Annotated in this window: 20 protein-coding genes and 1 pseudogene; 14 read left to right on the forward strand and 7 right to left on the reverse strand. The window is 72.2% G+C overall.

Going from position 1 to position 24,828, the window contains the following annotated elements; translation table 11 throughout:
- The first annotated feature begins 17 nt into the window (after positions 1 to 17).
- The 3 genes from ACIP4Z_RS18695 (at position 18) to ACIP4Z_RS18705 (ending at position 5,909) form a co-directional block, all read left to right on the forward strand.
- A complete protein-coding gene (locus ACIP4Z_RS18695; RefSeq protein WP_401309291.1) occupies positions 18 to 1,796 on the forward strand; it encodes a serine/threonine-protein kinase in 1,779 nt (592 codons plus the stop codon).
- Positions 1,797 to 1,868: 72 nt separating this feature from the next.
- A complete protein-coding gene (locus ACIP4Z_RS18700; protein WP_401309294.1) occupies positions 1,869 to 3,758 on the forward strand; it encodes a serine/threonine-protein kinase in 1,890 nt (629 codons plus the stop codon).
- A 147-nt stretch (positions 3,759 to 3,905) separates the two neighbouring features.
- The gene (locus ACIP4Z_RS18705; protein ID WP_401309297.1) at positions 3,906 to 5,909 is read left to right on the forward strand and encodes a protein tyrosine kinase; all 2,004 of its coding nucleotides are present in this window, start codon (positions 3,906 to 3,908) and stop codon (positions 5,907 to 5,909) included.
- A gap of 481 nt (positions 5,910 to 6,390) precedes the next feature.
- Here the strand turns inward: ACIP4Z_RS18705 and ACIP4Z_RS18710 are convergent, their stop codons facing one another.
- Both ACIP4Z_RS18710 and ACIP4Z_RS18715 read right to left on the reverse strand, forming a co-directional pair.
- Positions 6,391 to 6,897, reverse strand: a complete 507-nt coding sequence (locus tag ACIP4Z_RS18710; RefSeq protein WP_401309512.1) for a DUF6907 domain-containing protein — start codon at positions 6,895 to 6,897, stop codon at positions 6,391 to 6,393.
- Positions 6,898 to 6,902: 5 nt separating this feature from the next.
- Positions 6,903 to 7,376: an ATP-binding protein gene (locus tag ACIP4Z_RS18715; RefSeq protein WP_355336808.1), complete on the reverse strand. Its 474-nt coding sequence runs from the start codon at positions 7,374 to 7,376 to the stop codon at positions 6,903 to 6,905.
- Between the two features lie 223 nt (positions 7,377 to 7,599).
- On the opposite strand from ACIP4Z_RS18715, the gene ACIP4Z_RS18720 reads away from it, so the two are divergent.
- The 5 genes from ACIP4Z_RS18720 (at position 7,600) to ACIP4Z_RS18740 (ending at position 15,009) form a co-directional block, all read left to right on the forward strand.
- On the forward strand, positions 7,600 to 8,763 hold the full coding sequence (locus ACIP4Z_RS18720; RefSeq protein ID WP_401309300.1) for a helix-turn-helix domain-containing protein: 1,164 nt from the start codon (positions 7,600 to 7,602) through the stop codon (positions 8,761 to 8,763).
- 15 nt (positions 8,764 to 8,778) lie between these two features.
- A complete protein-coding gene (locus ACIP4Z_RS18725) occupies positions 8,779 to 9,222 on the forward strand; it encodes a GNAT family N-acetyltransferase (RefSeq protein ID WP_401309303.1) in 444 nt (147 codons plus the stop codon).
- A gap of 483 nt (positions 9,223 to 9,705) precedes the next feature.
- On the forward strand, positions 9,706 to 11,250 hold the full coding sequence (locus ACIP4Z_RS18730) for a serine/threonine-protein kinase (protein ID WP_401309306.1): 1,545 nt from the start codon (positions 9,706 to 9,708) through the stop codon (positions 11,248 to 11,250).
- 186 nt (positions 11,251 to 11,436) lie between these two features.
- Positions 11,437 to 13,104: a succinic semialdehyde dehydrogenase gene (locus ACIP4Z_RS18735; protein WP_401309309.1), complete on the forward strand. Its 1,668-nt coding sequence runs from the start codon at positions 11,437 to 11,439 to the stop codon at positions 13,102 to 13,104.
- Between the two features lie 78 nt (positions 13,105 to 13,182).
- The gene (locus tag ACIP4Z_RS18740) at positions 13,183 to 15,009 is read left to right on the forward strand and encodes a GMC family oxidoreductase N-terminal domain-containing protein (protein WP_401309515.1); all 1,827 of its coding nucleotides are present in this window, start codon (positions 13,183 to 13,185) and stop codon (positions 15,007 to 15,009) included.
- 528 nt (positions 15,010 to 15,537) lie between these two features.
- Here ACIP4Z_RS18740 and ACIP4Z_RS18745 read toward each other — a convergent pair.
- Positions 15,538 to 15,918 (reverse strand): chorismate mutase, encoded by a 381-nt coding sequence (locus ACIP4Z_RS18745; RefSeq protein WP_401309312.1) that lies wholly within the window; start codon positions 15,916 to 15,918, stop codon positions 15,538 to 15,540.
- 294 nt (positions 15,919 to 16,212) lie between these two features.
- On the opposite strand from ACIP4Z_RS18745, the gene guaA reads away from it, so the two are divergent.
- Positions 16,213 to 17,817 carry a glutamine-hydrolyzing GMP synthase gene (gene guaA, locus ACIP4Z_RS18750; RefSeq protein ID WP_355336815.1) on the forward strand — a complete coding sequence of 535 codons (1,605 nt, stop codon included), beginning with the start codon at positions 16,213 to 16,215 and terminating at the stop codon, positions 17,815 to 17,817.
- A gap of 7 nt (positions 17,818 to 17,824) precedes the next feature.
- Here guaA and ACIP4Z_RS18755 read toward each other — a convergent pair whose 3' ends face one another.
- Positions 17,825 to 18,184 carry a hypothetical protein gene (locus ACIP4Z_RS18755; RefSeq protein WP_355336816.1) on the reverse strand — a complete coding sequence of 120 codons (360 nt, stop codon included), beginning with the start codon at positions 18,182 to 18,184 and terminating at the stop codon, positions 17,825 to 17,827.
- A 201-nt stretch (positions 18,185 to 18,385) separates the two neighbouring features.
- On the opposite strand from ACIP4Z_RS18755, the pseudogene ACIP4Z_RS18760 reads away from it, so the two are divergent.
- Positions 18,386 to 18,868, forward strand: a pseudogene (locus ACIP4Z_RS18760) (DoxX family protein); the annotation flags it as partial.
- Between the two features lie 46 nt (positions 18,869 to 18,914).
- Here ACIP4Z_RS18760 and ACIP4Z_RS18765 read toward each other — a convergent pair.
- Together ACIP4Z_RS18765 and ACIP4Z_RS18770 are read right to left on the reverse strand one after the other, a co-directional pair.
- Positions 18,915 to 19,133 carry a hypothetical protein gene (locus ACIP4Z_RS18765; RefSeq protein ID WP_355336817.1) on the reverse strand — a complete coding sequence of 73 codons (219 nt, stop codon included), beginning with the start codon at positions 19,131 to 19,133 and terminating at the stop codon, positions 18,915 to 18,917.
- Positions 19,130 to 20,596, reverse strand: coding sequence for a PspC domain-containing protein (locus ACIP4Z_RS18770; RefSeq protein WP_401309317.1), 1,467 nt, complete (start codon positions 20,594 to 20,596; stop codon positions 19,130 to 19,132). Before ACIP4Z_RS18770 ends, ACIP4Z_RS18765 begins: the two co-directional genes overlap by 4 nt.
- A 134-nt stretch (positions 20,597 to 20,730) precedes the next feature.
- Between ACIP4Z_RS18770 and ACIP4Z_RS18775 the strand changes: the two genes are divergently transcribed.
- From ACIP4Z_RS18775 to ACIP4Z_RS18790, 4 genes are all read left to right on the forward strand, one after another.
- Positions 20,731 to 22,170: a PspC domain-containing protein gene (locus ACIP4Z_RS18775; RefSeq protein ID WP_355336819.1), complete on the forward strand. Its 1,440-nt coding sequence runs from the start codon at positions 20,731 to 20,733 to the stop codon at positions 22,168 to 22,170.
- Positions 22,167 to 22,859, forward strand: a complete 693-nt coding sequence (locus ACIP4Z_RS18780) for a response regulator transcription factor (protein ID WP_188281968.1) — start codon at positions 22,167 to 22,169, stop codon at positions 22,857 to 22,859. Before ACIP4Z_RS18775 ends, ACIP4Z_RS18780 begins: the two co-directional genes overlap by 4 nt.
- Positions 22,860 to 22,960: 101 nt before the next feature.
- Entirely contained in the window at positions 22,961 to 23,233 is a 273-nt protein-coding gene (locus ACIP4Z_RS18785; protein WP_355336820.1) for a hypothetical protein, read from the forward strand.
- Between the two features lie 33 nt (positions 23,234 to 23,266).
- Complete coding sequence (locus ACIP4Z_RS18790; protein WP_355336821.1) at positions 23,267 to 23,908, forward strand: class I SAM-dependent methyltransferase; 642 nt, start codon at positions 23,267 to 23,269, stop codon at positions 23,906 to 23,908.
- A 10-nt stretch (positions 23,909 to 23,918) separates the two neighbouring features.
- Here the strand turns inward: ACIP4Z_RS18790 and ACIP4Z_RS18795 are convergent, their stop codons facing one another.
- The gene (locus tag ACIP4Z_RS18795) at positions 23,919 to 24,647 is read right to left on the reverse strand and encodes a class I SAM-dependent methyltransferase (protein ID WP_401309323.1); all 729 of its coding nucleotides are present in this window, start codon (positions 24,645 to 24,647) and stop codon (positions 23,919 to 23,921) included.
- Between the last annotated feature and the right edge of the window lie 181 nt (positions 24,648 to 24,828).

A 24,828-nucleotide genomic window follows, 5' to 3' on the forward strand; every position in this document is an offset into this window, starting at 1 on the left:
GGGCGGAAGGGCGCGAGATGACGGGACAGGCCGACGAGGGGCGGTTGGTCGCGGGCCGGTACCGGCTGCTCGAACGCATCGGCCGGGGCGGCATGGGCACCGTGTGGCGGGCCGAGGACGAACTCCTCGGCCGGCAGGTCGCGGTGAAGAAGCTGCACCCGCCCCAGCCGCACATGCACGACGACGAGTTGGCCACCCTCTTCGAACGCACCCGCCGCGAGGCGCGCGCCGCCGCCCGGATCAGCCACCCCAACGTGGTGGTCGTGCACGACGTCGTGGACGACGAGGGACTGCCGTCCATCGTCATGGAGTACGTCCCGTCGGTCACGCTCGGCGAACAGCTCAAGAAGCACGGACCGCTGCCGGTCGCCGAAGTCGCCAGGATCGGCCGCGGCATGGTCGCCGCGCTGCGGGCCGCGCACCGCGCCGGAGTGCTGCACCGCGACGTCAAGCCGGGCAACGTCCTGCTCGGCGTCGAGGGCGGCGCGCCCGTCGAGGGCGCTTCCGCGGAACAGGGCTACGGCAGCGGGCGCGTGGTCCTCACCGACTTCGGCATCGCCCAGGCGTCCGGCACCTCCACCCTCACCCGGACCGGCGAACTCATCGGCTCCATCGACTTCCTGTCGCCCGAGCGGATCAGGGGCGCCCTGCCCGGACCCGAGGCCGACCTGTGGGCGCTGGGCGCCACCCTCTACCAGGCCGTCCAGGGCGAGTCGCCCTTCCGGCGGCCGACCGCGATCGAGACCGCGTACGCCATCGCCGAGGAGCCGGTGCTGCCGGCCGCCAACGCGGGCGCGCTGACCCAGGTGATCGCCGGGCTGCTCGCCAAGGAACCGGCCGAGCGGCTGTCCGCGGCCGAGACCGAGCGGCTGCTGCGGATTCCGCTGGCAGAACCCGACACCGGGCAGGTCGACACCGACCGGTTCACCTACCCCGCGGGCGACGGCCGGACCGCCACCGTGACCCAGGTGCCCGGCGCCCCGCCCCCCGGCGGCGCGCACTCCCCTCCGTACGCCGACTCCTTCGGGCCCCCGCCGCCCTACTCCACGGGAACCGGTACGGGAACGGCCGCCGGTTTCGGTACGGGCGCGGGCGGTTCAGGCCCCGACACCGGCCCGCACTCCGGCGCGCACCGCCCCGAACGGCCGCGCCGCCGTACCGGAGCGTGGATCGCGGGCGTCGCCGTCCTCGCCCTCGTGGCCGCGGGCACCGCCTTCGCCGTCATCCACAACGGCGGCTCCGGTAAGGACGCGAGCCCCGGCCCCACCACCGCGGTCAGTACACCGCCCACCGGCACCACGTCCTCGGCCGGTCCCACGCCGAGCACCACGGCGCCGCCCCCGCCGGTCCCCGACGGCTACCACCTGGTCACGGAGTCCGACCACGGTTACGCGGTGCCGGTGCCCGACGGCTGGACGCGGCAGGTCAAGAACGACGGCGACGAGGTCGACTTCATCGACCCGACCGGCAAGATCGGCCTGAAGATCAGCTCGCTGGACTTCGGCAGCGACGACCCGTACGAGCACTGGCTGACTCTGGAGCCGCAGACCCAGGAGCAGGTTGACGAGTACCACCGTGAACGGATGATCCGCACCGTGCAGTTGGGGATGCCCGCCGCGCTGTGGGAGTTCACCTTCCAGGGCTCGGTCCGCAAGTTCCATGCGATCGACCTCGGATTCGGCAAGCCGGGTGGTCGTGAGTACGCGGTCTACCTGTCGGCTCCGGACGCCGAATGGGACACCTACCGACCGGTGTTCACGAACGCTGTGGCCGGTTTCCGGCTATCGAACCCATAAGCCGGGTTCGCTTCCGCGTCCCCCGTTCGGGGATGATGGGTGTTTACACGTCCAGCACTCCAGAGGGATCCCATGAGCGAGGTCGAAAGTACCGACGGACGCGTGCTCGCCGACCGGTACCGCCTCGGCGAAGTCCTCGGCAAAGGCGGCATGGGCACGGTGTGGCGCGCCGTCGACGAGACGCTGGGCCGTACCGTCGCGGTCAAAGAGCTGCGTTTCCCCGGCAACGTCGACGAGGACGAGAAGCAGCGCCTGGTCACCAGGACCCTGCGCGAGGCCAAGGCCACCGCGCGGATTCGCAACACCGGCGCGATCACCGTCTTCGACGTGGTCAAGGAGGACGACCGGCCGTGGATCGTCATGGAGCTGGTCGAGGGCCGCTCGCTGTCCGACGCGATCCGTGAGGACGGCCCGCTCACGCCCAAGCGCGCCGCCGAGGTCGGCCTCGTCATACTCGACGTCCTCAAGGCCGCCCACAACGCCGGCATCCTGCACCGCGACGTGAAACCCTCCAACGTCCTGCTCGCCGACCGCGGTTCGGACCCCGCGGGCCGCGGCGCCGGGCGCGTGGTCCTCAGCGACTTCGGCATCGCCCAGATCGACGGCGACCCGTCCGTCACCTCCACCGGCATGCTCGTCGGCGCCCCCTCGTACATCTCGCCGGAACGCGCGCGCGGCCAGAAGCCGGGCCCGCCCGCCGACCTGTGGTCGCTCGGCGCGCTGCTCTACGCCTCGGTCGAGGGCCGCCCGCCCTACGACAAGGGGTCGGCCATCGCCACCCTGACCGCGGTGATGACCGAGCCGGTCGGGCCGATGACCAACGCCGGGCCGCTCGCCGAGGCGATCAAGGGCCTGCTGGTCAAGGACCCGGCCCAACGCCTCGACCACGACGCCGCGTACGCCCTGCTGTCCACCGTCGCGCACGCCCCCGACCGCCCGGTCGCGCCGCCCACCTCCGACGCCCGTACCGTCGTGCTGAACGTGGACCCGCAGCCCACCCCGACCGACGCTCCCGCTGCCTCCGGCGGGGGGACCCCCACCGCCGGAGGCGAAGCCGCCGCCGACCAGGCCCGGGTGCGCGACGCGCTGCGCTCGGTCCGCAAGGCCGCCGCCGCCAAGATCCCCGCGAAGCCCGCGACGTCGGCCGCCGCCCCTGAGCCGGGCGGCCCCGTCCCGCCGCCCGCCCCGCCGCGCGCGTCGCTCACCGACGTCGTACCGCGCCGCACGATGGTCATCGTGGCCGCGGCGATCGTGATCGTCCTGCTGGGCACGGTGATCGGCATAGCGCTCGCCAACTCCGGTGGCGGCGACGGCGGGAACGGATCGGCGTCGAAGCCGAAGGGCGGGGCCTCGGCCTCCGCGTCCGCGTCGACCGGCGCGAAGAACGACGACGACAGCAAGGGCGGCACGGACGACAGCAAGTCGCCGTCGTCGCCGGGCGGTTCGGCCTCCGCGCCGACCACCCCCGCCTCGTCCCCGCCGGCCACCGGCGGCTCGGACGCCGTACCGGCGGGCTTCTACCGCTACGACGACTCCGAGGGCTTCTCGATAGCCCTGCCCAACGGCTGGAAGCGCGTGGGGGACAACGGGTACGGCAGCGGCTCGAAGTTCCGGGGCTCGGACGGCAGCGAGTTGCTCGTGGACTGGACGCATTCGCCGGGGCCGAGCGCGCTCAAGGACTGGCAGAACGCGGCGAAGACCGCCAAGTCCGGCCGGAACGGCATGCCCGGCTACCAGGAACTCAAGGTGGCCCAGACGCAGTACCGCTCGTACGACGCGGCCGACTGGGAGTACAAGCGGGACGTGAAGGGTAAGCAGGTACACGTCCTGAATCGCGGCATGGTGACGGACCCGAAGCACGGGTACGCCATCATGTTCACGACTCCGGCCGACGCGTGGACCAGCGATACCAGCACCAAGGCCCTCACGACCTTCTTCGCTACCTTCAAACCGGCCAAGTGAGCCTTCCGCAGCACGTATTGTGAGTAGCCGTGGACTGTCCGCAGCCGGATTCCGTTCGGATCGGACCGCTTCGGGTACAAGGTGGGGTGCGGGCGAGGGTTCCCGCACGGATGGCATCGGGTCGGGAAGGGCCGGAGAGGGGGCGTCGTGGACGAATACGCGGGCCGCGTGCTCGCCGACCGGTACCGGCTGCCCCGGCCGCCCGCCGACGAGTTCGAACTGGTCGAGACGCGCGCCTTCGACACCTACAGCGGCCAGGAGGTCCTGGTCCGGCAGGTGCTGCTGCCCGAGGTCGTCACGGCCGAGGACCCGGGCGACGACCGGGGATACGGCGACCAGGACGCGCTGAGCGACAGCGCCCGGCGCGCCCTCGAGGCCGCCCGCGCGGCGGCGGCGATACCCGACCACCCCCGCCTGGTCCAGGTCTTCGACATCTTCATCGAGGGCGGCAGTCTCTGGATCGCGAGCGAACTGGTGTCCGCCCGGCCGCTCGCCGCGTTACTCGCCGACCGGCCGCTGGACGCCTACCGCGCCGCCGAGGTCGCCTCCGACGTGCTCACCGCGCTGCGCGCCGTGCACGCGTACGGCTGGACGCACCGCAATGTGACCGCGAGCACCGTGCTGGTCTGCGACGACGGCCGGGCGATGCTCGCCGGGCTCGCCGCGGGCGCCGCCCAGGAGGCGCTGTGCGGCTACGACCCCGTCCCGCAGCACATCCAGGTCCTCGCGGGCGGCGGCCTGTCGGGCGCGGGGGAAGACCAGTCGTGGCACGGCCCCGAGTCCGCGCTCGAACAGGAGCGGGCCCGGCAGAACCGGATCACCGTCATCGGCGCCGTCACCGAGCGCTGGGCGCCGGAGCAGGCGCACGAGGTGCACGAGAACTGGCGGCTGTCCCCGCCGGTCGGCCCGGCCGCCGACCTGTGGGCGCTCGGTTCGCTGCTCTTCCGTACCGTGCAGGGGCATCCGCCGTTCCCCGAGGAGAGCGCCGCCGAACTGGTGCAGATGGTGTGCGCCGAGCCGCCCGCCTTCGCCGAGGAGTGCGGCGCGCTGCGGCCGATCGTCGAGTCGCTGCTCCGGCCCGACCCCGAGGAGCGGCCGGAGGCCGAGGAGTTGGGCGGCTGGCTGCGGTCGCTGATCCGCTCCGCGCCCGAGCCGGATCTCGGCCTCGACATGGTCCAGGTGCCGACGGATCCGGCCAAATTGCCGATCGTGCGCCGCAAGGGCGAATTGGTACGGCGGCGGCGCCGCAAGGCCGCCGCCGAGGCCGACGTCGCCGGGATTCAGCACCGCAGGCACGCCCGCGGCAAGCAGGCCAGGGTCACCAAGGCCAAGCGCGAGCAGGCGCGGCGCAGCGAGATGCGGCAGGAGCAGATCCACCAGGAGCAGGAGGTCGTCTACCGCAAGCCCCCGCGCGGCGGCGACGAGGCACCGCGCAAGCTGGGCGTGCGGCTGCTGATCGCGGTCCTGGTGGTGCTCGCGGCCGTCGTCGCGTACGCGGTGCTCGCCATGCCCGGCAACGGCGACACGTCGGACAACGGGGCCAAGGGCGGCGACCGTACGGTCCCGGCCGAGGTGCCGGGCGGCCACAGCGGCGGCAAGAAGCCGACGCCGACGCCCACTCGTACGACCGCGGCGCCGACGACGAAGCCGGCCACCACGAAGCCGGCCCCGCCGCCGAGTACGGTGGTGCCGCCGCCGGACCTCGGCAGCGACTTCGTCATGCGGACCGACTCCGCCGGGTTCACCGTCGCCGTCCACACCGGGTGGCAGCGCTCCGGCAAGAATGGTCAGGGGCAGGTCCGTTACTCCGGCAGCGACCTCCAGCTCACCGTCGTGCCCGGCCGTGACAAGGTCTCCGACCACGGCAGCGATCCGCTCGCCTACCAGCTCGAAGAGCCCGAACTGGCCGCCTTCCGCGGCTCCTCCTGGTCCGCCGCCTCCGGTCTCCACACGCTCGACCTGCGCGGGCACAGTGCCGCCGAGGGCGAGTACAGCTACCGCGACGCCAACGACACGCAGATCTACGCCCTCAATCTCGCCGTCATCATCGACGGCTCCTACCACGTCGTCGTCGTCAGCGGGCCGGACGCTCGGCGCGCCGATGTCCAGCGTGCCTTCGACAAAGCCGTCGAAACCTACGCGGCGAGCTGACGCCCGCCCCACGCCAAGGGCTCGCCGCCCCGGCCCGTTCACCTTGCGCGGTGGGGTCCGCCCCCTCAGGGGCGCGGGGAACTGCGCGAGCAACCCACCACCGGCCGGTGGTCCGGAGACAACCGAACTGCCCCGCTGGGGCGGGATCTTCGCCCGCGCCACTGCCAGCGGCTGCTCGCGCAGTTCCCCGGAGGGGATTCCTCAAAACGCACGTGACGTGCGGGAGGGGTAGGCGGACCATGGAGAGCATGTACGCGACGGCTATTGCTGGCGATGACGGCGGCGGGGGCCGTGCGCGCGGGGCGCGGTCGTGGTCGGGGTAGGAGGGCGCGGATTCCGGCGGGGCCGGTGACGGCTTATGACGGGTGTGGGAAGTGTCTGGTGGCGGTGCGCAGGCTGAGCCGGAAGAAGGACGCGACGTCGTCGCCGGAGAGGCAGGAGGCTCAGGACCTCAAGGCGGCGGCGAGAGTCGGTGGTCACATCATCGCTTGGGCGGACGACTGGGAGGGCCCGCATGCCGGGCGGTCCACTCCGCACGCGCCGCCACAAGCAGGGGGTATACCTCGCGGTCGAGGTAGTCGGCCTGAGCGCGCAGTTGGGCGGCGAACTTCGCCAGGCCGGTCGGATCGAGCCCGTTGACCCAGTAGTCGTCAACGATCCAGACGTTCGCCACCGGAAGACGCCCCGCAGTGTCTTCGGCGTACGGCGTGCAGTCGATGGTCCCGCTGAACACCGCCGACTCCTCGCCCGGTTCGCGGGCATGCGCGACGCGCATCCGCTGACCGTCGAAGTGAGCCTGGTGGCACATGTCTCCCAGCAGGACGAAGAGCCGTGCGAGCGATACGCCGGACGTGCTCGGATCGTCCTCGGCCCAGGTCGGCAGGTAACCCGTAGCGGTGTAGTTGTCCGTGCTGGCGATCTCCCACGTCCGGCCAGGGCGTGCGGGAACGTCGGTTTCGGCGGCAGGGCCACGGGAGACGGTCTTCATTCCGCTCACCGGCCCGGCACCTCGCCCTCGGCGTCCGCGTCGTCCTGCGCGACCACCGCCCATACCCGCTTTCCGACGCCTTCTCGCGCGCTCACACCCCAACGTGCCCCGGTAATCGCGTCCACCAGCGCCAGCCCCCGGCCGCACTCCGCGTCCGCCGACGGCTCCCGGAGTACGGGCCAGGACTCGTTGGCGTCATGCACCTCGATCTGCACGCCGCCGTCGAGGCGTTCGTACCGCGTCTCGATCAGCCGCCCCTGCGGGGAACGCGCATGGCGCAGAGAATTGGTCAGTAACTCCGAGAGGACGACCTCAGCGCGGTCGGCGAGCGTGGGCATCCCCCAAGCTCCCAAATGCCCCCGCAGCTCATGCCGAGCCACCGGTACACACCTCGGATGGTGGGCCCACCGCTTCACGACCAGGGAACGCCCCTCCGCAGCGGGCGGCACAGTCAACGTCACCGCACTGCCCCCACCCACACGAACGAACGCCGGTTAAACTCACGCATGTCAGCCTGCTCTCTCAGGTTGGCCACGCCCCCGAACCGTTCACGCGGTTGCGGGGGTCGTACGGCGAATCCGCCAGGAGCGCGGCTTGCACGTCCTGACCCGAGTAGCGTTGCTTGTCGGCAAAGTCCGGTGCAGTAGTTACGTGTCCGCGCTCGTCCGCACCTCTGCGGACACGGCGGACAGCGGAGGACTCATGAGCGAGTCATTCGGTCAGGCGTTGAAGCGGCTTCGCGGAAGCCGGTCGCTTCGAGACGTAGCCCGATTGGCAAGTGTCAGCAAGAGTCAGGTGTCTGATCTCGAAAACGGTCGGCGTAAGCCAACCGCACAGTCAGCGGCGGCACTTGATCGGGCGTTGGAGGCACACGGAGAGCTGGTGGTCCTGGCCGAAGCGGAGTCCGGTCCGTCGTCACTTGAGCAAGCGGACTCCTTGCAACGCGGGCTGCACGAAGCCTTCGCCGCTGGTCCCCTCTCAGGTGTGAGCCTGGACGAGGTGGAATGGACGGTCGCACGCCACGGCAGAGCCACCCGATACCGTCCGGAGTCCGAGCTGTTGCCAGATCTGATCACCGACTTCGCAGATCTCCGCCTCTTAATGACGGGGCGTCAGTCGGAGCGCGTACGTAAGCGGCTCACCATCGCCGCCGCACGTATGTCCGGTCTCGTCGCCCTGACATTGCTCAAGATGGGAGACGAGCGAGCGAAGAGTTGGTGGCGCACGGGGCGTGCCGCAGCGGCGTCCGCCGAAGACCGGGCCACCCTCTCGTGGATCTACGCGCAGGAGGCGTACCAGCTCTACTACAGCGGTGACCTCTACGGGGCGGTCGAACTGGCTGTACGGGCCCAGCATTGGGCCGGTGGCCTCCCTTGCGTCGGGCCTGCTCTCGCCGCGCCGCTTGAAGCACGTGCCCACGCCTTGCTCTCCCGACCCGACGCCACGGCGGTGGCGCTGGCTCATGCTCAAGATGCGCTGAACCGGCTTCCGGACGAAGACCGGGAGGAGTCCGCGTTCAGCTACTCCGAATCGCAGATGGCCTTCCACGCCGGGAACGCCTGGACGCACCTTGAAGACAGTGACCGTGCCAGCGCGGAGTTGACCCGCGCTCTCGATCTCTACCCATGCTCCGATCACACGGACCGGGCTCTCGTCCGGCTGGACTTGGCCATGTGCACGGCGATTGCGGGCGATCCCGCCTCGGCCGCCGAACAGGCCATGAACACCGTGGTCGAGTTGCCCGAGGAGCACAGGACCGCACTGATCATGTGCCGCGCCCGAGATGTCGCCGATAGGGTGCCGGAGGCTCGAAGAGTGCTGGAGGTGAAGGCGCTGCGTGAGATCCTCGCGCAACCTTCGGAGTGAGAAAGGGCGGGCGCGGTGCAGATCAGCGAGGCGACCGAGGCGGACACGGACGAAATCTCCGTGATCCTCGGAGAGATAGAGCACTACTACGGCGGCGAGCCGACCGCCGCCGATCCCGAGCAGATCCGCCGGGCCCTGTTCTCCTCCAGGCCCGCCGCGACCGTTCTCCTCGCCCGGAATGACGGCAACGTCGTCGGGCTCGCGTCCTACACGTTCCTCTGGCCCGCAGCGGGCGCGGACACGTCGCTGTACCTCAAGGAGCTTTACGTACGCGAGAGCGCTCAGCGTCGCGGCGTAGGTCGTGCGCTGCTGGCTGAGCTGAAGAGGATCGCCGCCGAATCCGCGTGCTCCCGGATCGAATGGACGGCAGATACCGACAACCCCCCGGCCCTCGCGTTCTACGAGGCACTGGGCGTGGAACAGAAGGCGGGGAAGGTCTTCTACCGCCTCGGCCTGTAGCACTAGATGTTGCCGTCGACGGACCGCACACCGGTTCAAGCAGCTACGGCTGATGGGCGGCTGATCGGGGCTTTAGGCAGCCACCATGGGGCGAGCCTCTAAGATCGGGGCCCACTTCGGGCTATTGCGGGCAGGTCCACAGCCTGCCCGAGTCGCGCGAGCTTACGGGCCCCGATCTCTCGCCCCATGGCAGCTCCCGCCCAAAGCCCCGCCCAACCGCCAGCCCGCACGCGCACCCAGCAATGCGCGCACCCCAACCGACCAGCGTGAATGCCTCATTTTGCCTGTTCAGAGCGACTTCTCGCCGGTAGAACGGACCTTGTCTTTAGGCGAAGTCCCCCCGCGCCCCTGAGGAACAGGTCCTGCGGGGAGGGGCTGTTCGGGGCGGGGGCCCTGGAGGGTGGGCCGGGGTGAGGGAGGGTGGATAGCCTGGGGGGTATGGGGAGTGACGGGGGGTGGACGGCGGAGGCGGAGCCTCGGGATGTGGTGGCGGGGAGGTACCGCATCACGGGGCGGCTCGGCCGCGGCGGGATGGGGACGGTGTGGCGGGCGGAGGACGAACTGCTGCACCGACCGGTGGCGGTCAAGGAGCTGCACCTGCCCGAGGGCGGCCAGGACCGGGCACTGCGCGAAGCGCGCAGCGTGGCCAGGATCAGGCACCCGCATGTGATCGTCGTGTACGACGTGCTGGAGCAGGACGGCCGCCCGTGGATCGTGATGGAGCTGGTGGACGGCCGTTCGCTGGCGGACGTGCTGGCACAGGACGGCCCCCTGGAACCGCGGGAGGCGGCGCGGATCGGCGCGGCCGTGGCGGGCGCGCTGCGGGCGGCGCACGCGAGCGAGGTCCAGCACCGTGACGTGAAACCGGCGAACGTACTGCTCGAGCGCGGCACCGGACGCGTCGTCCTGACGGACTTCGGAATCGCCCGGGTCGCGGGCAGCGCGACGATCAGCGAGACCGGGTCCTTCGTGGGGTCGCCGGAGTACACCTCGCCCGAGCGGATGTCGGGCCGTGCGGCGGGCCCGGAGTCCGACCTGTGGTCGCTCGGCGCGCTGCTGTGCGCGGCGGTGGACGGCGAGTCCCCGTTCCACCGCGAGTCGATAGGCGAGATCGTGCACGCGGTCGCGATCGACACGATCAGAACGCCCGAGGCGGCGGAGCCGCTGCTGCCGGTGGTCACGGCGCTGCTCGACCGGGACCCGGGCCGCCGGATGGGCGCGGCGCGGGCGCAGACGCTGCTGACGGCGTACGCGGAGACCGGTGAGCCGCCGCCCGCCCAGCACGTACCGGTGGTCCCGGCGGCCGAACCCCCGCGTGACGCGGAGCCCGAGCCGCGGGCGACCCCCCGCCCGAAGGGCCGCAGGCGCCGTGTCCTCGCCGCCGCCGTGAGCGTGGCGGCCCTCGCGGTCGGCGGCGGCGCGCTGGCCGCGGTGCTGGTCGTCCGGCACGACGACGGCGGCGCCCGCGCCGCGTCGCCCCCGCCGAGCACGGCGCCGGTGACGGGCACGACCCCGCCGCCCACGACGCCGAGCCCGACGACACCCCCGCCGACGACCCCGGCCCTCCCGGCCGGGTACGAGCGCGTCACCGATCCGACCGGCTTCTCGCTGGCGCTGCCCGCCGGATACGTGCGCGACGCGCAGCGCGACAGCAGCGGCGTCCTGCGGGTGTACTACTGGTCGCCCGACCGCGCCTTCCGCTTCGGCGAGCGCGAGCAGTCGCCCGACCCGCGCGGCCCGTACGCGGTGCTGCGCGACCAGGATCTGGCCGGTCCCCGGGCGGGCAGTGTCTATCCCGGGTACCGGGACGGCGTGATCACCGAGACCACGCAGCGCGGGCGGCCCGCCGCGCTGTGGCAGTTCACGTACGACGGTTTCGCCGACGGCAACGGCGCGCGCCGGACGTTCGACCTGTGCTGGACGGAGGGCGGCCGGATGTACGACATGTGGCTGTCGGCGCCGATCGAGCAGGTCGAGCGGGCGCGGGACACCTTCGACGCGGCGCGCGCCGCCTTCCGTCCGCACTGATGTTCCACCGACACGTACGCGCCCCGCGGGCGCCCGGCACCTGCCGCCACTGCCCCTCCGGGCAACCCGCGTGACCTGCGAAGATCCGTACGACGCCACCGATTGCTGGCTTAGTTGCACGGATCACGAGGAAAATACTTACTCACGGGTATCCAATCGGTGCCGGACGGTCGTAATCTCACCGGCATGACGGATTCGCTGGAGCGCAGCACGCCCCCCGCAGACGGCCGCCCCACCGACGGCCCCACCGACGGAAACCCGGTCGCGCCCACCACGGCGCGCGGCCCGAAGGACGTCGTCACCCCCGATCTGGTCGCCCGCCTCACCCGCGACGTCATCGGCTGGGGGTCCCCCCGCTGGCAAGCAGGGGGAGGCCGTACCGCCAGCCACACCCCGCTGACCGGCGACAGGCTCGCCGAGCTGCCGGAGACCACGCCCGAGGAGGTCGCGGAGGCGTTCGCGCGCGCCCGCACGGCGCAGAAGGCGTGGGCCGCCACCCCCGTACGGCAGCGCGCCGCGGTCCTGCTCCGCTTCCACGACCTGGTGCTCGCCCGGCAGGCCGAGGTGCTCGACCTGATCCAGGTGGAGACCGGCAAGGCGCGCATGCACGCGCACGAAGAGGTGCAGGTGGTCGCGATGGCGGCCCGGCACTACGGCCGCAAGGCCCCCGCGTACCTGAAGCCCAAGCGGCACACCGGCGCCATCCCGACGCTGACCAAGGCCGTGGAGCTGCGGCAGCCGCGCGGGGTCGTCGGCCAGATCGCGCCCTGGAACTACCCGCTGGAGCTGTCCGTCGGCGACGCGCTGCCCGGACTCGTGGCGGGCAACGCCCTGGTGATGAAGCCGGACACCGAGACCGCGCTGACCGCGCTGTGGGCGCGCGAGCAGTTGGTCGAGGCGGGGCTGCCCGCCGACGTGTGGCAGATCGTGATCGGCGAGGGCCCGGTCGTCGGCCCGGCCCTGGTCGAGCACGCCGACTACGTGTCCTTCACCGGCTCGACGCGCACCGGCCGCGACGTGGCCCAGCGCGCCGCCGCCCGGCTGATCGGCGCCTCCCTCGAACTCGGCGGCAAGAACCCCCTGTTGGTGCTGCGCGACGCCGACCTCGACAAGGCCGCCGACGGCGCCGTCCGCGCCTGCTTCGCCTCCGCCGGTCAACTCTGCGTCTCCGTCGAGCGGTTGCTGGTGGACGAGTCGGTCGCCGACGCGTTCCTGGAGAAGTTCGCCGCGCGCACGAAGGCGATCAGGCTCGGCACGGCCCTCGCGTACGGCGCGGGCATGGGATCGCTGGCCGGGGAACGGCAGTTGGAGACCGTCGTCCGGCACGTCGAGGAGGCCCGCGAGAAGGGCGCCACGGTGGTGGCCGGCGGCCGGGCCCGCCCCGACATCGGCCCGTACGTCTACGAGCCGACGATCCTGGACGGCGTCGAGGCCCCGATGGCCGTCTGCGCGCAGGAGACCTTCGGCCCCGTCGTGTCCGTCTACCGCTTCCGCGACGAGGAGGAGGCGATCGAGCGCGCCAACGACACCGACTACGGCCTCAACGCCAGTGTGTGGACCAAGGACACCCGGCGCGGCGCGCGGATCGCGGCCCGGCTGCGCTCCGGCACGGTCAACATCAACGAGGCGTACGCCGCCGCGTACGGCAGTGTCCGGGCGCCGATGGGCGGCATGAAGGACTCCGGGCTCGGCCGCAGGCACGGCTCCGAGGGCATCCTCAAGCACACCGAGGCCCAGACCGTCGCCACCCAGCGCCTCCTGCCGATGGCGCCCTCGCTCGGCATGACCGACGAGACGTACGCGAAGTTCCTCACCGTCTCGCTGAAGGCGATGAAGGCCCTGCGGATGCGCTGACCCCCGCCCGCCCGCGCGCTGCCCGGCCCTCGCCCGCCGCCCGCGCCCCGCCCACGCCCTGCCCGCCGACCCGGCCGGATCAGACGAGTCCCGCACCGACGCACGGAGGATCACGTGTCACAGGAAGACGGCTACGACTACGACGTCGTCGTCATCGGCTCCGGCTTCGGCGGCTCCGTCTCCGCGCTGCGGCTGACCGAGAAGGGCTACCGGGTCGGCGTGCTGGAGGCCGGCCGCCGCTTCGCCCGCGACGAACTGCCGAAGAACTCCTGGGACGTCCGCAACTACCTGTGGGCGCCCGCGCTCGGCCTCTACGGCATCCAGCGCATCCACGTCCTCGGCAACGTCCTGGTGCTGGCGGGCGCGGGCGTCGGCGGCGGCTCGCTGAACTACGCCAACACCCTGTACGTGCCCCCGAAGGCGTTCTTCGAGGACCGGCAGTGGGGCGCGATCACCGACTGGCAGCAGGAGTTGGCGCCGTACTACGACCAGGCCCAGCGGATGCTCGGGGTGCGCACCAACCCCACGCTCACCCCCTCGGACGAGCACCTGAAGGCGGCGGCCGAGCGGATGGGCGTCGGCGACAGCTTCCACCTCGCGCCGGTCGGGGTGTTCTTCGGCGACGGCCAGGACGCGGGCGGCGCGTCGAAGGCGGCGCCCGGCGGCGAGGTGCCCGACCCGTACTTCGGCGGAACCGGCCCCGCGCGGCGGGCCTGCACCGAGTGCGGCGAGTGCATGACCGGCTGCCGGCACGGCGCGAAGAACACCCTCACGGAGAACTATCTGCACCTCGCCGAGCGCGCGGGCGCCGTCATCCACCCGATGACCACCGTCACCGACCTCACCGAGGACCCCGAGGGCGGCTACCGCGTCACCGCCGTCCCCACCGACCAGCGCAAGAAGGGCGAGCGGGCGGTGCTGAGGGCCCGTCAGGTCGTGGTCGCGGCGGGCACGTACGGGACGCAGACGCTGCTGCACGCGATGCGCGACGGCGGCCGGCTGCCCGGCATCTCGGCGAAGCTCGGCGAGCTGACCCGTACCAACTCCGAGGCGCTGGTGGGCGCGCAGACCTCCACCCGCCGCTACCGCAAGCGGCACCCGGACCGCGCGCTGGACTTCACCAAGGGCGTCGCGATCACCTCGTCCGTGCACCCCAACGACCACACCCACATCGAGCCGGTCCGCTACGGCAAGGGCTCCAACGCGATGGGGAATCTGTCGATCATGGCGGCGCCGTACGGCGGGAAGGTGCCGCGCTGGGCCGAATTCGCCGTCAACTACCTGCGCCACCCGGCGGTCGGCCTCCGCTCGCTGTCCAACTTCCACTGGTCGGAGCGGACGATCATCGGCCTGGTCATGCAGACCAGCGACAATTCGCTGACCACCTACCGCAAGGCCAAGGGCCTGGGCAAAGGGCTGCTGACGGCCCGTCAGGGCCACGGCGCTCCCAACCCGACGCACATCCCGGAGGGCGCGCGGGCCGCGGAGTTGATAGCCGAGGAGATCAACGGCTTCGCGGGCAGCAACGTCGGCGAGGCCACCGAACGCCCCATGACCGCGCACTTCCTGGGCGGCTGCCCGATCGGCGAGGACGCGGACCACGGCGTCATCGACCCGTACCACCGGCTCTACGGGCACCCGGGCATCCACGTGGTCGACGGTTCGGCCGTCTCGGCGAATCTCGGCGTCAATCCGTCGCTGACGATCACCGCGCAGGCGGAGCGCGCGATGTCGCTGTGGCCCAACAAGGGCGAGGCGGACCCGCGTCCGGCCCAGGGCGAGGGCTACCGCAGGATCGCCGCGGTACGGCCCGCCGCCCCGGTGGTGCCGGAGGGAGCCTTCGGCGCGCTGCGGCTTCCGATGCTGCCGGTCCCCGCGGTGCCGCCCAGGTCCGCGGCAGAGTGACGCGGCTGAACCGGCTGAACCGGCTGAACCGGCTGAACTGCCTGAACCGGCTGAACTGCCTGAACTGACTGCGGTGACTGACGCGTTCGGGTGACGCGTCCGCGCGCGCCGACGCGTACCCGTGCGCACGGGCACGCGCTGTGTCACCCGATCGTGGACGGGAAGTCCGTGCCGGGAGCCGTACATGAGTAATGTGGGTTCTCGCAGAGCGGCCGGATCCAAGCGTCCCCGGAGCCGACCGCCTCTTTGAGTCGTGACCGGGCTGCTGTCCCCTGCCGTCCGGTCACATAGCACCGACACGAGGTCCCACGGCGACCGCACACCTGCGGTCGCCTCATCGCATCGGTCACACCCCGCCTAGCTGCGTCTAGGCGGTGTCCAGTTCCACGCGTGGTGTTGGGTTACCGCCCCTGGATGGCACGGACACCACCTCCAACGAAGCCATCGCGGGCCGGTCACGTGCCGTACGGGTGATGCCGCTCGAAAGGGCGAAACGTCACGCCTCGCGGGCCGCTCCGGCCGCGCCGCTCACACCTTGCCGCGGCACAGTTCCAGCAGCGTCATCGCCAGTGACGTGCCCGGCCTCCCCAACTCCGCGCTGTAGTGCGTCAGCACCTCCATCTCGCGGTTCAGGCTCACCCGGCGACCGCCGGACGTCATGCGGGCGCGCTGGATGTCGGCCGACTCGGTCATCCGTTCCCTGACCAGGCCGATGATCCGGGTGTCGAGATCGTCGATCCGCCGCCGCTTGCGCGCGATGACCGCGTCCGCGGACTCCGGGACGCCGTGGGTGTCCGGGGCGTCCGGGACGCTCTCGGTGCCCGCGGTCGCGGTCGCGGTCGCGGTCGCGGGGGCCGGGGCCGGAATGGGGGCCGGGACGGAGATAGGTGTCGGGGTCGGGGTCGTCATGTCTGCTCTCCTCGGGAGGGGCGGGCGGCGCCGCGGGCCTCGGGTCCCGGGGGAGCGAAACGACAGGCGCCCCGGGCCGTCCGGCCCGGGGCGCCTGGGAAGTCGCTCGTCAGCTCACGCGACGCGACCATGGCAGCCGGACCAGCCGGTGCCATAGGTAAACGTGACGCTGCGCGTGTGCATGGCGTCAGTGTGCCCCCCTCGCCTCCCGCGGGGCAAGCCGGGGGAAGGAGGGAGTCCGCCGCCCCGGTAGAATCGGGTCCTATCCCCGTTGGAACCGCCGGAAGGCACACCGTGGTAACGCCAGTCGCCCCCGCCCCCTCGTCGGGCACACCGGATACACCGGACCTGGTCCTGGTCGTGGACTTCGGTGCGCAGTACGCGCAACTGATCGCGCGCCGGGTCCGTGAGGCCCGGGTGTACAGCGAGATCGTGCCCTCCACGACGCCGGTGAGCGAGATGCTGGCGAAGCGGCCGAGCGCGATCATCCTGTCCGGCGGCCCGTCCTCGGTCTACGAGCCGGGCGCCCCCACCCTGGACCCGGCGATCTTCACGGCGGGCGTCCCCGTCTTCGGCATGTGCTACGGCTTCCAGCTCATGGCGACGGCGCTCGGCGGGACCGTCGACAACACCGGGGCGCGGGAGTACGGCCGCACCGCGCTGGCCGTCTCCAAGCCCGGCTCCACCCTCTTCGAGGGCACCCCCGCCGAGCAGTCGGTGTGGATGTCGCACGGCGACGCCTGCTCGGCCGCGCCCGAGGGCTTCGCCGTGACGGCGTCCACCGACGTGGTGCCGGTCGCCGCGTTCGAGAACGACGAGAAGCGGCTGTACGGCGTCCAGTACCACCCCGAGGTGCTGCACTCCACGCACGGCCAGCAGATCCTGGAGCACTTCCTCTACCGCGGCGCGGGCCTCGCGCCGACGTGGACGACCGTCAATGTCGTGGACGAGCAGATCGCGCTGATCCGCGAGCAGGTCGGCAGCAGCCGGGCCATCTGCGGGCTGTCCGGCGGCGTGGACTCCGCGGTCGCCGCCGCCCTCGTCCAGAAGGCCATCGGTGACCGGCTCACCTGCGTGTACGTCGACCACGGACTGATGCGCAAGGGCGAGACCGAGCAGGTCGAGAAGGACTTCGTGGCCGCGACCGGCGTCCAGCTCAAGGTCGTGGACGCCACCGACCGCTTCCTGGACGCGCTCGCCGGGGTCAGCGACCCGGAGCAGAAGCGGAAGATCATCGGCCGGGAGTTCATCCGGGTCTTCGAGCAGGCGCAGGCGGAGATCGTCGCCGAGGCCCCCGGCGACGAGCCGGTGGAGTTCCTGGTCCAGGGCACCCTCTACCCGGACGTGGTCGAGTCCGGCGGCGGCACCGGCACCGCGAACATCAAGTCGCACCACAATGTCGGCGGCCTGCCCGAAGACCTCCAGTTCACGCTCGTCGAGCCGCTGCGCAAGCTGTTCAAGGACGAGGTGCGGATGGTCGGCCAGGAGCTGGGCCTGCCCGAGGAGATCGTGCAGCGGCAGCCGTTCCCCGGCCCCGGGCTCGGCATCCGGATCGTCGGCGAGGTCACCCGCGACCGGCTCGACCTGCTGCGCGAGGCCGACGCCATCGCCCGCGAGGAGCTGACCGCGGCCGGGCTCGACCGCGACATCTGGCAGTGCCCGGTGGTGCTGCTCGCCGACGTCCGCTCCGTCGGCGTCCAGGGCGACGGCCGCACCTACGGCCACCCGATCGTGCTGCGCCCGGTCTCCTCCGAGGACGCCATGACCGCGGACTGGTCGCGGCTGCCGTACGAGGTGCTGGCGAAGATCTCCACCCGGATCACCAACGAGGTGGCCGACGTCAACCGCGTGGTGCTCGACGTGACGAGCAAGCCGCCGGGCACCATCGAGTGGGAGTGACGCGCGGTCAGTGCGCCGCCAGGCTCTCGCGGGCCGCGGTGACGTAGCGGCTCCTGGCCGCCTTGTACTCCTCCCACGCGCTGTCCGGGATCTCGTCCATGTCGTAGAAGGACCGGATGCGGCCGACCAGGGCCTTCGCCTCGGTGAGCGGGCCGCCGCCCTCGATGTCCAGCACATTGAGGGCGGCCTGGGTCCTGCCGTACGCGGCCTCCGTACGCTCCAGGAGGTCGGCCCTGTCGGTGTGGTCGCCCTGCCTGCGGTGCCAGACGACGGACGCCTCCTCGTCGGTCGCGGTGAGGAAGTCCGCGTAGTCGTCGCGGTGGGCCAGGTAGATCGTCAGGTCGTACGGCAACTCGGATACCTCCACCCGTCGGGTCCGTGCGATGCCTGAGTATCGGGGGCGGGGCCGCGTACTGCCAGAGACGTGCGGGTCTTTCTGCGGTCCCGCGCTTTCTGCCCGCCGCCTTGAGTGACAGCCGCCGGGCGTACGTATGTCCCCCCGAGGGCGCCGTACCGGCAGAATCGTTCTCATCAGGGAACGCACGGGCGGCGGGATTGGCGGAACACGATGCTCGAACGGCTCGACGTCCGGCGGGACACCGCCCGTCGCTACGCACTGCTGCCGCTGCGGATCTTCCTCGGCGTCACGTTCATCTACGCCGGGCTCGACAAGCTGACCAGCGACACCTTCTTCACCGACTCCGCGAATGGCTCGCTGGTGCAGATCCTGCACGGCGCCCACGACACCGCGGCGATCCCGGCGATGATCGACCTCGCGCTGAAGGCGCCGCACGGCTTCGGGTACGCCATCGCGCTCGGTGAGACAGCGGCGGGGCTCGGCACGCTGTTCGGGCTCCTCGGCCGGGTCGCCGCCCTCGGCGGCGCGCTGGTCTCGCTCAGCCTGTGGCTGACGGTGAGCTGGTCCTCGACGCCGTACTACTACGGCAACGACCTCGCGTATCTGATGGCCTGGCTGCCGCTGGTGCTCGCGGGCACGCCCTACCTGTCGCTGGACGCGCTGCTCGCGCGGCGGCGCGGCAAGGGCGGCGGCGCGGTGCCGGGGCCCGGCGCGCACGCCGCCGACGGCTCGGGCTCCGCTACGCGCGGCGGCGCTTCCGGCGCCCCCGTACCGCCCTCACGACCTGTGTGACGATCGCGGTGGCCACCGTCAGGGCCAGACCGCTGACGACGAGCGGGACGGAGTCCTCGGGCCGCAGGTCCCAGACCTGGCAGGCGTCGAGGATGAAGCACGCCGTCAGCCAGAGCAGCACCAGGCCCATGACCAGGACGGCGGGTTCGAAGCGGTGCCTTCTCATCGGTTCACCTGTCCTGCGGGCGGGCCGGGCACGCCGGGTACGGGCACGTGGCGCGCGCCGGGTACGGCGGGCGCGGTCGGCGCGAGCGGGGCCGTCCCCGTACCGGTCCCGGCCGTGGCGGGCTCGATCCGCAGGTCACCGGCGCCGATCCGCACGTGGACGTTGACCGTGCCGGTGTTCATGGTGCCCGCGGGCGGGGCGAAGACGACCGGCACGGCCCCTTCGCTGTTGACGTTCAGTCCGCCGTGGTCCTTCTCCGGCAGGCGGATGGCGCCGACGGCGACGTGGTAGGTCAGGTGCACGGTCGCGTCCTTGGGCAGTCTGATCAGCACTTCGCCGACGCGCAGGTCGACCCGTGTGTTGACCGTCCTGCCGTCGAGCGTCAGGTCGGTCAGGTCGAGGACGCCCTGTCCGCTGCCGCGTTCGTACGTCGGCTGGACGGCGGCGGCGGTCATCGGCCTCCAGGTGTCGCGCCACCCGGCGTTGTCGTGCGGCACCGACGCGGTGCCGATCAGCCCGGCGAGGGTCAGCAGGGTGAAGAAGACGGTGCCGCCGCGCGCCCGCCCGGCGAACGACGCGACGACGAAGGCCAGGCCGAAGACGCCGAGCACCGCGATCAGGCCGATCTCGACGCTCACGGCGGGAGACTGGTACGGCGCTGCGGCCCCGGTGCCGATCGCGCCCGCCGCCACGACCAGCACGAAGACGGTCAGGCCGAAGACCCACGAGCTCTCCTTCTTGCGGGCCGCGCGCTTGCGCTCCCGCCAGGCGACCTTGTCCTCGTCGCCGTAGGGGCCGTCGTCCGGGCCCCACAGATACGACGGCTCCTTGGTCAGCGGGCCGCGCCACCAGGACGCGGAGCCGCCGGGCTCCGGCGGCGCCTGCACGGCGGGCGGCGCGTCCACCACCGCGCTCGCCGCGCCCGACGGGGAGGCGGCCTCGCCCGCGGCCTGCCGACGCCGTACCTGGGCCCAGTAGTAGACGGCGCCGGTCGTCGCGGCCAGCAGGATCAGTGAGAACGCCTGGTCGTCGCCGTTGTCCAGCATCGAGGCGTACAGCCCGCAGCCGACCAGCGCCATCAGCACGGCGGTCAGCGGCGCGCCCTCGATCCGGCCGGACAGCAGCCGCTGCGCCTCGCTCTGCCGCTCGCCCTCCAGCGGGATGACCAGCCAGCCCATGCCGTAGATGATCAGACCTATGCCGCCGGTGAGAGAGAGGACGGCCAGCACCACGCGGAAGATCACCGGGTCGATGTCGAAGTAGCGGCCCGCCCCGTCGCACACGCCCGCGAGGACTTTGTGGTCGCGGCCACGGGTCAGCCGCCGCTTGGGCGCGGCGCTGTCGCCGTCCGGGCCGCCGGTGCCGCCGGTGCCGAGGTCGCTGCCGTCGGCGGCGCTGGCGCGCGGTGCACTCGGCCGGTCGCGCGGCTCGTCGCTCGGCTCTTCGGGTGGCTGGTCCGTCATACGACCATGGTGACGGTTCGCGGGGGCGGCCGGCATCGGCCCCGACCCTGGTACGTCCCTGATCCGTACCCTGCCCTACCCCTGGGGGGACAACCCTGATGCCCCGGGCGGCCCGGACGTGTGACGATCGGGGTATGTCAGCGAGCAGCCCGGCCGGAGCGTCCGGCATGCCCGGAGCGTCCCGTATGCCGGGCGGGTCCGGCGGACCCGGCGTGCCGGGCGGCCCCGGTCCCGGCGGTCCCGGCCTGGGCGGCTCCGGTGGTCCCGGCCTCGGCGGGCCCGGTGCTCCGCGCGGTCCCGGCGGTCCCAGCGGGGCGTCCTTCCTCTCCTCGCCCCTGTCCTCGCACGAGCCGGGGGACTCCGGGGTGCGCAAGCTCTACCGCAGCTCCGAGGGGCGGATGGTCGGCGGCGTCGCGCGCGGCCTGGCCGGGCACTTCGGCCTGCCCGTGCTGTGGGTACGCGGCCTGTTCGTGCTGCTCGCCTGCTTCAACGGCATCGGCGTGCTCCTCTACGCCGTCTTCTGGTTCTTCGTACCGCTCGGCGTCGGCGGTGTCGCCATGGCCAAGGAGCCGCGCGACGCCCGCTCATGGCTGGCGGGCAAGCGGCCCGACAAGGGCCAGATCATGGCCCTGATCGCGCTGGCCGTCGGCGCGGGCATCCTCATCGACAACCTCAACCTCGGCGCCGCCAACCGCGCCGTGTGGCCGCTGCTGGTCATCGGCCTCGGTGTCGCGCTGGTCTGGCGGCAGGCCGACAACGCCCGCAAGGCCCGCTGGGTCGAGATGAGCCACGGCAAGCGGTTCTGGCCGCTGGCCCGCGCGGCGGCCGGTGTCGCCCTGGTCGTCGCGGGCGTCACCGGCTTCATCGTGGTGCGCGGCTCCGGCAGCCACCTCGGCGGCATCCTCCAGGCCGCGCTCGCCGTCCTCGTCGGCGTCGCCCTGATCGCGGGCCCGTACCTGGTCCGTATGACACAGGACCTGTCGGCGGAGCGGCTGATGCGCATCCGCGCCCAGGAGCGCGCCGAAGTCGCCGCCCACGTCCACGACTCGGTCCTGCACACCCTGACCCTCATCCAGCGGCACGCCGACGAACCCCGCGAGGTCAACCGGCTGGCCCGCGCCCAGGAACGCGAGCTGCGCGCCTGGCTCTACCGCCCCGAGGGCACCGGGCGCGACGACGAGCCGACGACGGTCGCCGAGGGCGTACGCGCCGCAGCCGCCGAGGTCGAGGACGCGCACGGCGTCCCGGTCGAGGTCGTCTGCGTCGGCGACTGCCCGCTGGACGAGAAGCTGGCGGCGCAGATGCAGGCCGCGCGGGAGGCGATGGTGAACGCGGCCAAGTACGGTGGCAGCGGACCCGTTCAGGTCTACGCGGAGGTGGAGGGCGTCAAGGTGTTCGTCTCCGTGCGCGACCACGGCCCCGGATTCGACCTCGACCAGGTGCCGGACGACCGCATGGGCGTCCGCGAGTCGATCATCGGCCGGATGCAGCGCAACGGCGGCGAGGCCCGGCTGCGGGCCGCACCCGGCGGCGGTACGGAAGTCGAACTGGAGATGGAGAGGGTGGCGGCATGAGCACACCGAGTGCGCCTTTGGCGGGGGAGCGGCGGGTACGGGTGGTGCTCGTCGACGACCACCGGATGTTCCGTACCGGGGTCCAGGCGGAGATCGGCGCCACCGAGGAGACCGGTGTCGAGGTCGTCGGCGAGGCCGCCGACGTCGACCAGGCGGTCAGTGTCGTCACCGCGACCCGGCCCGAGGTCGTCCTCCTCGACGTGCACCTGCCCGGCGGCGGCGGTGTCGAAGTCCTGCGCCGCTGCGCCCCGTTGGCCGCCGACCCCGACAACCCGGTGCGTTTCCTGGCCCTTTCGGTCTCCGACGCGGCCGACGACGTCATCGGTGTCATCCGGGGCGGCGCGCGCGGTTATGTCACCAAGACCATCACCGGGCCCGACCTGATCAACTCGATCTTCCGGGTGCGCGACGGAGACGCCGTCTTCTCCCCGCGGCTGGCCGGTTTCGTGCTGGACGCCTTCGCGTCCACCGACGCCCCGCCGGTCGACGAGGACCTGGACCGGCTCACCCAGCGCGAGCGCGAGGTCCTGCGCCTGATCGCGCGCGGCTACGCGTACAAGGAGATCGCCAAGCAGCTCTTCATCTCGGTCAAGACCGTCGAGTCCCATGTCTCGGCCGTCCTGCGCAAGCTCCAGCTCTCCAACCGCCATGAGCTCACGCGGTGGGCGACGGCACGGCGCCTGGTCTGAGCCGGGCGCGCATGCCGGAGCCCGCAGGAGAGCCCGTACGCGAACCTGGCCGCGAGCCCGCAGGAGAGCCTGGCCGCGAGCGACGCGTCACGCCCGGGCGTGTGCTGTGGCTGGCGTGCCTGGTCCTCGTGTGGGCGCTGCTGCTGCTGGCCGGGGTGCTGGACGTCGTCGCCTTCGTCGCCAGCGCGTCCGACACCCCTTACCAGGGCCGGGCCGACGACCGTACCGCCGCCTGGTGGACGCTCTTCGGCCTGGTGATCCCGCTGGCCTTCCTGGCCGCCGTCCTGACCTCCCTGGAACGACGCGCCCGCCGTCGCCGCGGCGGTCCGCCGGGCGGTGACCGCAGGTCGCTGACGGACGGCAGCGTCGGATAAGCGGTGTCAGAGGGCGGCGATACGGTCGCCCGCATGACGGAATCCACCGACCTGACGGACATCCGCGCGGCCTACGACACCGTCGCCGACAGCTACGCCGACCTGCTGCGGGACGCGCTGGCGGCCGGCGTCCTGGACCGCGCGACGCTGGGGGCGTTCGCCGAACTGGCCCAGCGGGGACGGCCGGTGGCGGACATCGGATGCGGCCCCGGACGGATCACCGGGTATCTGGCGGAGCTGGGACTCGACGTCTTCGGCGTCGACCTCTCGCCCGAGATGGTCGCCGTGGCCCGCCGCGATCTGCCCGGACTGCGCTTCGACGTCGGCTCGATGACCGACCTGGACCTCCCGGACGGCTCCCTCGGCGGCCTCGTCGCCTGGTACTCGATCATCCACCTGCCCCCGCGCCTGCTGCCGCGCGTCTTCGCCGAATTCCACCGCGTCCTGGCCCCCGGCGCCCCGCTCGCCGTGGCCTACAAGATCGGCGACACCCGCCACCACCTCTCCCACGGCTACGGCCACCCCATCTCCCTCGACGTCTACTGGCATCCCCCCGCCCGTATCACCGCCCTCGCCGAATCCGCCGGCCTCACCGTCACCGCCACCACGACCCGCGCTCCGGCCCCGGACGAACGCCAGCCCCAGGGCTACCTGTTGGCGGCCAGGCCCGTCTGAAGGGCGGGGGTCAGGCCAGGGCGACGGTGATGATCTCGCGGCTGGCCGGGGTGACCGGGGTGCGGGGCCAGTCGCCGTAGCGGGACTCGGTGCGGAAGCCCGCGGCGGTGAGGAAGGTGTCGAGGGCGGGCTCGGAGAGGAAGCGGAGGGTGGAGCGGTCGGTATGGAGGGGGGTGCCGTCCGGGGCGGCGGTGGTGGTGGTGAAGGTGACGAGGTCGGGGGTGACGGAGTCGACGCTGTGCCAGACGCGGAGCGGACCGGCGGTGGGGTGGGTGGTCGTGACGGGGTGACTGGGGGTCCAGGACAGCCAGGCGCGGGCCTGGGGGTGGCGGGTCTCGAAGACGAAACGGCCGCCGGGGCGCAGGGCGGCGCGGACGGCGGCGAGCGAGTCGCGGATGTCGTCGTCGGTGAGCAGGCACTGGAAGGCGTGCCCGGTCATGATCGCCAGGTCGAAACCGGCGCCGGGCGGGGCGTCGGCGGCGCGGCCGTCGAGCCACTCGATGTCGGTACGGCGCCGGGCCCGGCGCAGGGACGGGGGGTGCGGGTCGAGGCCGGTCAGACGGCCGCGGTGGCCCAGCGCCCGCGCGTGATGCAGCGTCATGCCGGTGCCGCAGCCCACGTCGAGAACGGAGTCGGCGGCCATGACCAGGTCGGTGTAGAACCGGTCGCCGGGTGACCGCTCGGGGTCCCACTGATTGAGCAGGTCGTAGAGCACGGCATCGTCGTCGTCGGTGAACACCGGGACAGTATTGAGGCGCGGCCGTCCGCGGCCAACCGGTTATTCCGGCCGCCGGGAAGGTGCCCCCGGCACGTATGCCTTTCCGGCGCGCTCCGCTATTCGGCCGGCCTCGCCGTTCCCGCGCCAATCCTTACGAACACGGGGGTTCGTAGTCACCACCCGGCGACCGGTGATTCGATAC

This window comes from Streptomyces sp. NPDC088910 (assembly GCF_044749865.1).
GTDB lineage: Bacteria > Actinomycetota > Actinomycetes > Streptomycetales > Streptomycetaceae > Actinacidiphila.